This window comes from Microbacterium sp. 69-7 (assembly GCF_001897985.1).
Lineage (GTDB): Bacteria > Actinomycetota > Actinomycetes > Actinomycetales > Microbacteriaceae > Microbacterium > Microbacterium laevaniformans.
This window is the reverse complement of the sequence record NZ_MKRU01000083.1, coordinates 27,201-39,383: the sequence shown is the minus strand read 5'-3', so window position 1 is coordinate 39,383 and position 12,183 is coordinate 27,201. Positions and strand designations below refer to the sequence as shown.

Sequence of the window (12,183 nt, the reverse complement as noted above, 5' to 3'; positions counted from 1 at the left end):
GTCGCGGCGGCGCGCGCCGGGTGTCAGGCCGTGCCGGTCCAGCGGCGCAGAGCGTTGCGCGCGGCAGTGTCGCGGTCGATGTCGTCGGCCGAGGGCTCGCCGGGGGCGTCCTGCGTGGCTGCCTCGCCCTGACCGGCCGCGGGCGCGGAGCCATCGTGAACAGGGATGTCGGAGGTGTGCACCGGAACCCGCGTCGTCGACGGATGCGCCGGCTGCGCCCACTCCGACATCTCGATCGCGACGGTGTCCAGGCGGCTCGTCTCGACCATCCCCGTCGCGTTCTCATCGGCGAGGAAGGTGGCGAGGGTCTCCGGGTCGAAGCTGTCGGTCTGCATCGAGGTGTCGGCGGCCTCGCCCGCACCGGCAGGGACACGCTGGGTCGCCGCAAGCGCCTGATCGAGCGTGACATCGTCGCGCGCCCGTACCGGTTCGTCGCGAACGTTGGCGTCGAGCGACTCCAACAGTGCCACGGCGTCGCGCACGACGTCCTGCTGCCCGGCTTCGTGACCGTGCACCAGCCACTTCGCGAACTCCAGCTCGGCATGCAGCCGGGCGCGCTCGGCGAGGAGGGCGTCGGGAGCACGGTGCGAACGGTGCGCGTACTCGTCGAGCACGTCGGCTTGAGCAGCCGGGGCCGACGCCGTCCAGCGCACGTCGATCGCCGGATCGCCGACGCCGAGTGCGCCCCAGCTCAGAAGACCGGTGACGGCGGGTGTGCCCTCGGCGTCGTCCTCGAAGACGAAGGATGCCGGGGCGACCCCGCCGAGAACGACGGTCGTCTCGAAGCGCCACAGCGGATCGGATCCGATAGCGGTGCTCCAGCGTCGCAGCAGCCCGAAGGGCAGGAGCCCGGTCGCTTCCGCCCGATCCAGGAGGCGCTCGGCGTCGTCGCGCACCTGCGCGGAGGTCCGCATGGGCAGTCCCGCGTCACGGATCACGGTCACCGGGAGATCGTGGACCGCCGCGATCGCGGCGGCCAGAGCGGTGGCGACGCCCCGCCCCGCGGGCACGTGGGCCGCATCGACCCGATAGCCCGGCAGCAGCGTCTGGACGAGGGCGCTGCGACCGTCGACCGTCGTCTGGCCCAGAACATCGGGGGCGCCGAACGGCAGCACACCCCGCACGCCGGCGGTCAGCGACGTCAGGGCACGCGCCTCGGACAGCAGATCCTGCTCCGCCTGGTCGTTGACGGGCACACGCACCACGACCCGCCGGCCGTCGTCGAGCGTGGCGATGGCGCTGTCGTAGCGGCCGGAGACGCCCTCGGTCAGCGGCGCCACACCGACCACCGCGACGCGGGGAAGGGCCGACGTGACCGACGCGGCTAGAGTGAGAGGTGAGCGTGCCATGCCCCCAGGGTAGGTGTGCCGCGCCCCGTCCCCGTGTGCGCCACGCCCGTCGAGGAAGGTCCCGGATGTCGCCATCGGCTGAGCCGCCTGTTCCCGTGCGTCCTCCCGCGCTTGCGCGCGGCGGTATCGACCGCTGCGCCGACGAACGCAGCGCACCGGATCTGCTCGCGCGTCTGCGGGGCGAGGCGCCGACGCGGGTTGTCGCGGTGCACGGCGATCGCGCGCCGCTCGACGGCGACGGCGCTCTGCTGACGGTACCCGTCGGACACATCCGCGAGGGGGTGTCGTGGGCGTTCCTCGGGCGGGATGCCGAGGGAGCGGCAGTGCTGCTCGCGGCATCCGGCGCCGACGAGGACATCCCCGTGGCCGCGCATCCCGCCGACGCGTGGGGGTCGTTGCGCGCGATCGGCGGCGAGATGTCGGCCACGGACGCCGGGCTGCTCGTCGAGGCGGTCGCCCTCGGGCGTTGGCTGGTCGAGGCGCCCTTCTGCTCCCGCTGCGGTGCGCGCACCGAGGAGCGCACGGGTGGGTGGGCGCGTCACTGTCCGGTGTGCGGGCGCGAGCACTTTCCGCGCACCGACCCCGCCGTCATCGTCGCCGTGATCTCTCCGGACGGCTCGTCGCTGCTGCTGGGCAAGAACGCGCTGTGGGCGGATCGCAATCTCTACTCGACGTTCGCGGGCTTCGTCGAGGCGGGGGAGTCGCTGGAATCGGCGATCGTCCGCGAGGTGCAGGAGGAAGCCGGCGTGCTCGTCGAGGCGCTGCAGTACCGGGGGTCTCAGTCCTGGCCCTACCCTCGGTCACTCATGCTCGGCTTCCATGCGACGGCGGCGGACATGTCCGCGGCTCGCGCCGACGGCGAGGAGATCGTCGACGTGCGGTGGATCTCGCGCGAGGAGATCCGTGCGGCGCTGCGCGGCGACGGCGATATCCTGCTTCCCGGCACGACGTCCATCGCGCACCGCCTGATCGCCGACTGGGCGGGGGACCCGGCGTGAGCGGACGTGCGCTTGAGGGCCTCGACGACGAGCAGCGGGTCGCGGCGGCGATGCTGCGTGGACCGGTCTGCGTGCTCGCGGGAGCCGGCACCGGCAAGACACGCGTGATCACCCACCGCATCGCCCACGGGGTCGACACCGGCGCCTACTCACCGTCGCGGGTGATGGCGGTGACCTTCACGGCGAAGGCGGCGGGGGAGATGCGCGGGCGTCTTCGGGCGCTCGGCGTCGAAGGGGTCGCGGCGCGCACGTTTCACGCGACCGCGCTGGCGCAACTGAACTTCTTCTGGCCGCAGCTCGCCCGCGATACGGCACCGTCGATCATCGACAACAAGGTGCGTGTGCTCGGGCAGGCCGCCGACAGCCTCGGCCTCCGTCTGGACGGCACCACCCTGCGCGACGTCGCCAGCCGCATCGAGTGGCGGAAGGTCGCGATGCGAACGATCGATCAGGATGCCGCTGCACACCCCGAGGGCCTCGGCAACACGCTGGATGCGCAGGTGCTGGCGGATCTGCAGCGGCGCTACGAGAAGGTCAAGGACGAGCGGCGTCAACTGGACTTCGAAGACGTGCTGCTGGCGTGCGCCGGGATGCTGGAATCGGAGCCGCGGGTCGCAGCCGCGGTGCATGAGCAGTATCGCCATCTGACGGTCGATGAGTTCCAAGACGTCTCGCCCGTGCAGCACCGCCTGCTGGAGCTCTGGCTCGGGGATCGGCGCGATATCTGCGTCGTCGGCGACGCGAGCCAGACCATCTACTCGTTCGCCGGGGCCGACCCGCGCTACCTGCTCGGATTCCCGGACCGCTACGAGGAGGCCACCGTGGTGCGCCTCGAACGCAACTATCGCTCCGACCCCGCGATTCTCGGGGTCGCGAACGCGCTCATGCGCGGCCGACCGGGCGCCCTCGCGCTGCGGTCGGATCGTTCTGCGGGCCCGGTCCCCTCGGTCACGACCTATGACGACGATCAGGCGGAGGCCGAAGGCGTGGCGACGGCGGTGGCCGCCCAGCTCGCGTCGGGCATCGAGCCGAACGAGATCGCCGTGCTGTATCGAGCCAACGCGCAATCGGCGCCCGTGCTCTCGGCCCTGGCCGCGCGCGGAATCGCCGCGACCGTTCTCGGCGGCAAGCGGTTCTTCGATCTGCCCGAAGTGCGTCAGGCGGTCTCGCTGCTGCGGGGCGCCTCCGTCGCGCCCACCCCGAACGGTCTGGTCGCGGCGGTGCGCGACGTGCTGCGCTCGGTCGGCCTGACCGATGATCCGCCTCCGGCCGGCGGAGCGCTGCGTGACGCCTGGGAGGCACGCGCAGCCGTCCTGCGTCTGGCCGAGCAGGCGCCGGAGGGCACCACTTTGCGGGCATTCACCGACGAGCTGATGGTGCGCGGACGTGGTCAGCATGAGCCCACTCTGCGCACCGTGACACTCGCCACGCTGCATGCGGCCAAAGGCCTGGAATGGGATCACGTCCATCTCCTCGGCCTCGCGGAAGGACTCCTGCCGATCTCCTACGCCACCGGTTTCGACGAGATCGACGAGGAACGACGACTCGCGTACGTCGGCGTCACGCGGGCTGCGCGTACCCTCTCGATGAGCTGGTCGCAACGGTCGGGATCGCGCTCACGTCAGCGCTCCCGCTTCCTTCAGGAGATCGGCACAGGCACTGTGCGTGCGGCCGGTGCGCATGCCACGTCCGCCGGACGTGGGCGAGGCTGAGCCCGACCGACATGCTCGTGTGTGCCTGCCCGGAGCGCTCCGTGGGCGCGTCCAGGGCGTCGCGCAGGAGCCGGCCGGTGAGGACTCCGGCTTCGATCAGCAGACCGGGATCCGTGCGCACCGGATCACGACCGAGTAACTGGGCGGCGATGAGCGGCCACTGCGGGTCCTCGGCGGTGCGGCGTGCGTGCTCGCACGCGGTGCACGCCGTCGCACCGGGGATGACCACGGGTCCGACGCGCACGCGGTCACCGGCGAGCTCGATGGGGATGTGGGTGACGTCGGCGCGCATGAGCCGCGCGGCGCGGCGCGGGCACATGAGCCGGTCGGCGACGACGATCACCGGCACCCCGCGCTGCGGCGCGTCGACGGCCCAGGTGCTGATCGAGACGCGCGCCAGGCCTGCGGCGTCCCACCCTGCCAGCAGCGCTTCACGCTCGGCGCTCGTCAGCGACTCGGGCACCTCCACCCGCACGGCACGCGGGGTCGGTGGTTCTCGGATGAGGGCCTGCTCGATTCGTCCCGTGAACTCCGCGGCCTCCGCGGCCGTGGCCCCGAAGCTGCGTGCCAGAGGTCCCAGTCCCGCATCGGCCACGCCGTCGGCAAGGGCGTCGAGGAGGCGCTCCTGCCAAGGGAGCACGCCGTCGACGCGGATCGCCGGATCCGTGCCGAGCTGGAGACTCGAGGGCGTGCGCCACAGCGGCGGGGACGAAGCGGCCAAGCGGAGCATGTCCCGATTCTGAGGCGAGACGGGCCCCCGTGCCGCGACTTTCCACAGCCGCGACACGTGCGGGTGTCCAGACCCGTGAGGGGGAGGAGGCCTCGTCGGATCACACCGGGCGCGGATCCTCCGGACCGTCGTCGTCGGAGGCTTGCGCGCCGGGTTCGCCGGTGGCGTGCTCCGCCTCCTCGGCCGCTTCGGCCAGCAGTGCGTCCAGCGCCTCGTCGAGGGCGTCCCGTTCGGGGTCCTCGCCGCGCTCGTGGGCCACCAGACGCGCCACGAGCGCCTGCGGGTCGTCGATGTCACTCGCCCCCGGCATGAGGTCGGGGTAGTCCCAGAGTCGGTCGCGGGCCTCGATGCCCACGGCATCCGTCACGGCGCGCCACATCGCCGCCGCTTCGCGCAGTCGTCGCGGGCGCAGCTCCAACCCGACGAGGGAGGCCATCGCCTGCTCGGCGGGACCGCCTACGGCTCGCCGGCGACGCACGGCCTCGGCGATCTTCGCCGCGGCGGGAAGGCGCGAGGTCGCGTCGGCGGTCACGACATCCACCCAGCCTTCGATGGTCGCCAGGAGGTTCTCGAGCCGAACAAGCGCGGCATCCTGCGCGGGCGTGCGTTGAGGAAGCAGCGCCCCGGACTCGAGGGCGGAGCGCAGCTCCTCCGGTGAGGACGGGTCGAAGCGCGACGCGAGGTCTTCGAGGGCGGTGGTGTCGACGTGGATGCCGCGGGCGAACTCGGTCACCTGGGTGATCACGTGCAGCCGCAGCCATCGGGCGTGGCGGAAGAGGCGAGCGTGCGCGAGCTCACGGGTTCCGAGATACAGCGCGAGCTGGTCGTCGGTCACGTCCAGGTCACGGCCGAAGTCGGCGAAGTTCTGCGGCAGGATCGCCGCGACGCCGTCGGGCATGACGGGAATGCCGACATCGCCGCCGGACACCACCTCCTGCGACAGGCGTCCGATGACGCCGCCGAGCTGAGCGGCGAACAGCGAACCGCCCACGCGTCGCATGAACGTGCCCGCTCCGGCGACGAGCTGTCGCATCTCCTCCGGGGTCTGCTCGTCGATCGCGGCCGTCAGGGCCCCCGCGATCGAGTCGGCGACGGGCTCGGCGAGCTCCTGCCAGACCGGAAGCGTCGTCTCGACCCACTGTCCGCGGGTCATCGCCTGCGCCGGGGCCGCAAGGTCCGAGATCGTCGTGGCCTCGCTCAGCCAGAGGGTTGCGAGGGCGAAGGCCTGATCGAAGTCGTGGCGAGCGCCCGTCGTGATACCGAGCCCGTCCTTGTTCGCCAGGTGCAGAGCCTGCGTCTTCGCCGCGCTCCAGTCGATGCCGTCATCGCTGCCGGTGGCGAAGGCGTGCTGCATCTGCGCCATCATCTGCTGCAGCATGGCGGGATCCACGCCCATGCGCGAGAGGCTCTCGAGCTGTTCGGGGTCAAGGCCTGCGCCTCCACCACCGAGCAGGTTCCGCAGCAGTTCTTGGAAGTCGTCTTCGGGGCGGTCGGGAGTCTCATCAGCCATATCAGGCGCCTTTCAGCAGGCGGATACCGTCGCGTTCTACGCTAATGGCTGGACTTCCCCGCACGGCCGCCTCGGCCCGCCACGGAGGATGTCCCGTGTACGCCGATCGCGAACGATCGGCCGGGAGGATCTGCTGTGGCACTGTTCGACGAGGGCACGACCGTCGTGCCCGCTCGCCGCCGTCCGGTGTCCCGCCCCCTGCGCGTCGGAGTCTGGGCTCTCGCTGTCGCCCTCGTGGCGTTGCTGACGCTCACACTGCTGCCGAGCACCTACGTCATTCAGCGTCCGGGCCCCGTCTTCAACACGCTGGGGTCGGCCCCGGACTCCTCGGGCGCCGATGTGCCGCTGATCACCGTGAAAGGCGCGCCGACCTTCCCCACCTCCGGTGCACTGGACCTGCTGACGGTGCAGGTCGTCGGCAATCGCGAACGCACCCCGTCGTGGTTCGAGCTCGCCCTCGCCTGGTTCGACCCCGCGAAGGCGGTGCTGCCGCTGGACGACGTCTTCCCGCAGGGGCAGACGACGCAGCAGCGCAACCAGGAGAGCGCGGTGATGATGGTCGACTCGCAGAAGGAGGCGACGGCTGCCGCTCTCACGCAGCTCGGCTACGACGTCAAGCCGATGGTGGAGGTTTACGCACTCACCGACGACTCCGCAGCGCAAGGCATCCTGCAGAAGGGTGACGTCATCCGCAGCGCGAACGGTCAGGCGATCACCGAGACCGATCAACTGCGCACCATCATCAACGCCGGTGCGGGCGCTCCCGTGCGACTCGCGATCGAGCGCTCCGGCGCGAGCGAGAACGTCGAGGTGACCCCCAAGCAGGCGACCGTCGACGGCAAGAGCACGTGGCTCGTCGGCATCTCGACGATGCACGACTACGACTTCCCGATCGACGTCACCCTCCAGCTCAACAACGTCGGCGGGCCCAGCGCCGGCATGATGTTCGCCCTGGGGATCATCGACACGCTCAGCGATGGGAACCTCAACGGCGGCGCGCAGGTCGCCGGCACCGGGACGATCGACGCCGCCGGCACCGTCGGGCCGATCGGTGGCATCCGCCAGAAGATGTACGGCGCGGTCGGCGCCGGAGCGACGTACTTCCTCGCCCCCAGAGATAACTGCGACGAAGTGGTCGGTCACGTTCCGTCCGGTCTTCGCGTCTTCTCGGTCGCCACGCTCAAGGACTCGCTGCAGGTGTTGTCGACGATCCGCGACAAGGGCGACCTCGACGCGCTGCCGACCTGCCGCTGAGCTCACGGCATCCTGGAAGGTTGGTCGGCGTCCCGCCAGAATCACCCCACCTAGGATGGTGGTGTGACCACGACCTCAGCGCCGAATCAGGCCACGCCGAACCCCGTCCGTCGCGCGATTGCCATCACGCTCGCGGTCATCGCGGTCGTCGTGGTGGGCTTCTTCGTCTTCGCGAGCCTCTACGCCGATTGGCTCTGGTACGACCAGCTCGGGTTCTCGAGCGTCCTGTGGACGCAGTGGACGGCGCGCGTGATCATGTTCGTCGTCGGCTTCCTGGCGATGGCCGTGCCCGTCTTCATCGCGATCCAGCTCGCCTACCGTCTGCGCCCGGTCTACGCGCGTCTGACCTCTCAGCTCGATCACTACCAGGAGGTCGTGGAGCCGCTGCGTCGCCTGGCGATGTGGGGCATCCCGGTCTTCTTCGGCTTCTTTGCGGGCTTCGCCGCCTCGGCGCAGTGGGAGACGGCCTGGCTGTGGTTCAACCGCGTCGACACCGGCGATCTCGATCCGCAGTTCCAGATGGACACGGGCTTCTACCTGTTCTCGCTGCCGTTCTTCAGTTCCGTGCTCGGGTTCGCGTCGGCCGTGCTGCTCGTCTCGCTGCTGCTCTCGGCACTCGTCGCCTATCTGTACGGATCGGTGCGCGTCGGGCAGCGTGAGCTGCGCATCTCCAAGGCCGCGCGCATCCAGCTTGCGGTGCTCGCGGGCCTCTACCTGCTGGTGCAGGGTGTGAGCATTTGGCTCGACCGCTACAAGACACTGACTCAGCAGAGCGATCGCATCACCGGCGCGAGCTACGTCGATGACCATGCGGTGATCCCCGGCCTGACGATCATCGCCATCGCGGCCGCGATCGTCGCCGTCCTCTTCTTCGTGACCGCGATCATCGGGCGGTGGCGGTTCCCGCTGATCGGTGTGGGCCTGCTCGTCGTCTCTGCCCTGGTCGTCGGCGTGGCGTACCCGTGGGTCGTGACCAACCTGCAGGTGCGTCCGAACCAGGAGACGCTGGAGAGCCCGTACTACCAGCGCAACATCGACGCCACGAAGAAGGCCTACGGCATCGACGGCCTCACCAAGAACGACTTCCAGGCGGTCACGAACGTCGCACCCGGCCAGCTCCGCTCCGATGCCCAGACGACGGCGTCGATCCGCATCATGGACCCCGCCATCATCTCGCCCACGGTGCGTCAGATCGAGCAGTACCGCGCGTACTACCAGTTCACCAACCCGCTCGATGTCGACCGCTATCAGATCGACGGCAAGTCCCAGGACACCGTCGTGTCGGTGCGTGAGCTGAACATGGCCCAGCTCGGTCAGGCCGCGTCGTGGTACAACTCGACCCTGGTCTACACGCACGGCTACGGGATGGTGGCGGCCAAGGGCAATGAGCGCACGGCCGACGGCAATCCCGTCTTCATCGAGCGCGGCATCCCGACCACCGGCGCACTCACCACGAGCGAGAAGTACGAGCCGCGCATCTACTTCGGCGAGAACTCGCCGCCGTACTCGATCGTGGGCGCTCCGGAGGGCACCCCCGACATCGAGCTGGACTACCCTCGCGGCACGGGCGATGCGGCGCAGACGAAGACGACCTTCGAAGGAAACGGAGGGCCGAACGTCGGCAACCCCTTCAACCGTCTGATCTACTCGCTGAAGTTCCAGTCGACCGACATCCTGCTTTCCGACGGCATCAACGCGGACTCGCAGATCCTCTACGACCGCGATCCGATCGACCGCGTCAACAAGGTCGCGCCGTATCTCGAGCTCGACAACGACCCGTACCCGTCGGTCGTCGACGGACGCATCGTCTGGATCGTGGACGGTTACACGCTGAGCGCGAACTACCCCTACTCGTCGATCGTGAGCCTGCGCGACGCGATCAGCGACACGACGAACACGACGCCGCGCGTGGCCCTCGACGACGTCAACTACATTCGCAACTCCGTCAAGGCCACCGTCGACGCGTATGACGGCAAGGTGACCCTGTACGCGTGGGATGACACCGATCCGCTGCTGAAGGCGTGGCAGAAGATCTACCCGTCGACGGTCAAGCCGCTGTCGGACATGAGCGCCGACCTCATGAGCCACGTGCGCTACCCGACCGACCTGTTCAAGGTGCAGCGCGCCATGCTCGGCACCTACCACGTGGACGATGCAGGGTCGTTCTACCAGCGTGACAACGCTTGGAAGACCCCCAACGATCCGACGCAGAAGAACCCGGTGCTGCAGCCGCCGTACTACCTGACGATGAAGATGCCGGGACAGGATGCCGCGAGCTACTCCATGTTCACGACGTTCATCCCGGGCGGTGACGACACCCGCAACGTGCTCATGGGGTACCTGTCGGTGGACTCGGATGCCGGGGCCACGGCGGGCGTGAAGAGTCCGAACTACGGCAAGCTGCGCATGCTGGAGATCAACGCCGAGACGCCGGTGCCCGGACCCGGACAGGTGCAGAACACGTTCGACGCCGATCCGAGCGTGTCTGCGTTCATCAACATTCTGAAACAGGGACAGTCGGATGTCATCAACGGCAACCTCTTGACGTTGCCGGTCGGCGGGGGACTGCTCTACGTCCAGCCGGTGTTCGTGCAGTCGTCCGGCTCGACGAAGCTTCCGACGCTGCAGAAGGTGCTCGTGGCCTTCGGTAACCAGGTCGCCTTCGAGAGCACGCTCCAAGATGCGCTCGACAAACTGTTCGGTGGCGACTCGGGCGCGAGCGCCGGGGACGGCGACGTCACCCCGTCGGCGACGCCGAGCCCCTCTGCGACCGCCGGCTCGGGGTCCGGCTCGGGTGCGACCGGCGGCGGCACCGGGACCAGCGTCGAGTTCCAGGCGGCGCTCAAGGACGCGCAGCAGGCGATGCTGGATCGGCAGAGCGCCCTGACGCAGGGCGACTGGACGAAGTACGGCGAAGCGGACGCACGGCTGACGGCGGCGCTGCAGAAGCTGATCCAGCTGGAGGGTCAGGGCTGAGTTCGCACGCAGGAGCGAAGGGCCGGGGGCGTGATGCCTCCGGCCCTTCTGCGTGGTCGCGTGAGGATGCGCGCGCCGGGGTCGTCAGCGGCCGAGCGCGTACCAGATCAGCAGCAGCGTGACCGCGAAGCCCGTGAACTGATTGAGCCAGAGGAAGCGATCCCACCCGCGTGTGGCGCGCTCGGCATCCTCATCGGCAACGTTGCGGTACGGCCACACGGTGACGATGTAGGGCAGCGCGAGCACCGCTGCCAGCGGGCCCGGCCATGCGGCGCCGAGCATCATGACGCCCGCGGCGGCGTAGCCGGCGATCGCGAGACGGACGGTGGCGCGGGCGCCGAAGACCGTGGCGATCGATGAGATGCCGGCCTGGCGATCCGCCACGACGTCCTGCACGGCCCCGAATGCGTGCGAAGCGATCCCCCAGAGGGCGAAGGCGCCGATCACCGCCTCCAGCTGCCACGTCCACGTCGCGCCTGCCAGCACGAGACCGTAGACCGCGGGGGAGAAGAAGTGGATGCTGCTGGTCACGGAGTCGGGGAGGGGACGCTCCTTCAAGCGGAGGGGAGGCGCCGAGTAGAAGACGACGAAGAAGAGGCTCACCGCCAGCACCAGCCAGGAGACAGGCGTACCGACCGCGACGAGGTACACCACGAACGGGAGGCACGACAGTGCGGCTGCCCACAGCGTGGTGCGGTGCAGACGGCGCTCCAGCACGGCGCCGTGAGCGCCGCCCTTGCGCGGATTGCGGAGGTCTGACTCGTAGTCGAAGACATCGTTGATCCCGTACATCGCCAGGTTGTAGGGGATCAGGAAGAAGAGGGTTCCGATGATCAGGGGCGCGTCGACCCTGCCGGTCGTGAGGAGCATGGCCGCTGCAAAGGGGTAGGCCGTGTTGACCCAGCTGACCGGTCGGGAAGAGACCAGGAGCTGGCGTGCGGTGGCGGTCGCGGTCATCGTGCGGGCTCCGTCTCGGTGTCGGTCGGGGCGGGAGGGACGCGTCGACGCGGGCGGAGAAGCTCAGCGATGGCCGGGACGGCGAAGGCGGCCACGATCGGGTAGGACAGGTCCTCGATGGGTGCCAGGCCCACACGGATGCCGCTGATGAGCGCGTCGGGGTAGGTGAACAGGCCCGCCGCGATCATCGCGTTGTCGAAGATCACGGTGAGTACGACGAGGATCACGGCCGTCACGACGCTTGCCGCCAGCCGCCTGCGCAGTGCCGGACGGCGAGCCGTCGCTGCGAACGCGAGCAGCCCGAGGACGGCGAACGGCGCGACGATCAGGGCGTACGTCATAGCGCCTTCCGCACCCGCCCGCCCCGTGCGGTCAGCACCCGGAGCACGGCAGCGTGGACGACCAGCGCCAGATAGCACAGGAAGGCGAGGAAGACCGGTTCTTCGATCGGAAGGTGCGGGGCCAGGTCGATCCCCAGAAGATAGGGGCTGTCGCCCTTGACGAACACACCGGTGGCGATGCCGACGGCATCCCAGGCGAGAAAGAACACGGTCCCGACGAGGACCGCGGCGATGGCGCGCCCCCTCGTCGGACCGACGTGCCCGGGCGCCGACCACAGCACGAGTCGCAAGCGCGCATCCAGCACGATGATCCCTCCCAGCGACACCAGGAGGATGAGCAGATAGGCGCCGGGCAT

General features: G+C 69.6%; 9 protein-coding genes. 4 read left to right on the top strand and 5 right to left on the bottom strand.

Annotation, left to right across the window (positions count from 1 at the left end; translation table 11 throughout):
- Positions 1-23: 23 nt before the first annotated feature.
- Positions 24-1,349, bottom strand: coding sequence for a protein kinase family protein (locus tag BGN98_RS07825; RefSeq protein ID WP_288120646.1), 1,326 nt, complete (start codon positions 1,347-1,349; stop codon positions 24-26).
- 65 nt (positions 1,350-1,414) lie between these two features.
- Between BGN98_RS07825 and nudC the strand changes: the two genes are divergently transcribed.
- Together nudC and BGN98_RS07815 are read left to right on the top strand one after the other, a co-directional pair.
- On the top strand, positions 1,415-2,347 hold the full coding sequence (gene nudC, locus BGN98_RS07820; RefSeq protein WP_288120644.1) for an NAD(+) diphosphatase: 933 nt from the start codon (positions 1,415-1,417) through the stop codon (positions 2,345-2,347).
- Positions 2,344-4,059: an ATP-dependent helicase gene (locus BGN98_RS07815; RefSeq protein WP_288120642.1), complete on the top strand. Its 1,716-nt coding sequence runs from the start codon at positions 2,344-2,346 to the stop codon at positions 4,057-4,059. Before nudC ends, BGN98_RS07815 begins: the two co-directional genes overlap by 4 nt.
- 830 nt (positions 4,060-4,889) lie before the next feature.
- Here the strand turns inward: BGN98_RS07815 and BGN98_RS07810 are convergent.
- The gene (locus BGN98_RS07810; RefSeq protein WP_288120640.1) at positions 4,890-6,299 is read right to left on the bottom strand and encodes a zinc-dependent metalloprotease; all 1,410 of its coding nucleotides are present in this window, start codon (positions 6,297-6,299) and stop codon (positions 4,890-4,892) included.
- 135 nt (positions 6,300-6,434) lie between these two features.
- Between BGN98_RS07810 and BGN98_RS07805 the strand changes: the two genes are divergently transcribed.
- Together BGN98_RS07805 and BGN98_RS07800 are read left to right on the top strand one after the other, a co-directional pair.
- Complete coding sequence (locus BGN98_RS07805) at positions 6,435-7,553, top strand: YlbL family protein (protein ID WP_005053626.1); 1,119 nt, start codon at positions 6,435-6,437, stop codon at positions 7,551-7,553.
- Positions 7,554-7,616: 63 nt separating this feature from the next.
- Positions 7,617-10,529, top strand: a complete 2,913-nt coding sequence (locus tag BGN98_RS07800) for a UPF0182 family membrane protein (RefSeq protein ID WP_288120638.1) — start codon at positions 7,617-7,619, stop codon at positions 10,527-10,529.
- A gap of 84 nt (positions 10,530-10,613) precedes the next feature.
- Here BGN98_RS07800 and BGN98_RS07795 read toward each other — a convergent pair whose 3' ends face one another.
- From BGN98_RS07795 to BGN98_RS07785, 3 genes are read right to left on the bottom strand one after another with little or no spacing between them, the layout of a single operon-like run.
- The gene (locus BGN98_RS07795) at positions 10,614-11,486 is read right to left on the bottom strand and encodes a prenyltransferase (protein WP_288120636.1); all 873 of its coding nucleotides are present in this window, start codon (positions 11,484-11,486) and stop codon (positions 10,614-10,616) included.
- Positions 11,483-11,827 carry a lycopene cyclase domain-containing protein gene (locus BGN98_RS07790; protein WP_061683055.1) on the bottom strand — a complete coding sequence of 115 codons (345 nt, stop codon included), beginning with the start codon at positions 11,825-11,827 and terminating at the stop codon, positions 11,483-11,485. Before BGN98_RS07790 ends, BGN98_RS07795 begins: the two co-directional genes overlap by 4 nt.
- On the bottom strand, positions 11,824-12,183 hold the full coding sequence (locus tag BGN98_RS07785) for a lycopene cyclase domain-containing protein (protein ID WP_036288549.1): 360 nt from the start codon (positions 12,181-12,183) through the stop codon (positions 11,824-11,826). The genes BGN98_RS07790 and BGN98_RS07785 overlap by 4 nt, the downstream gene beginning before the upstream one ends.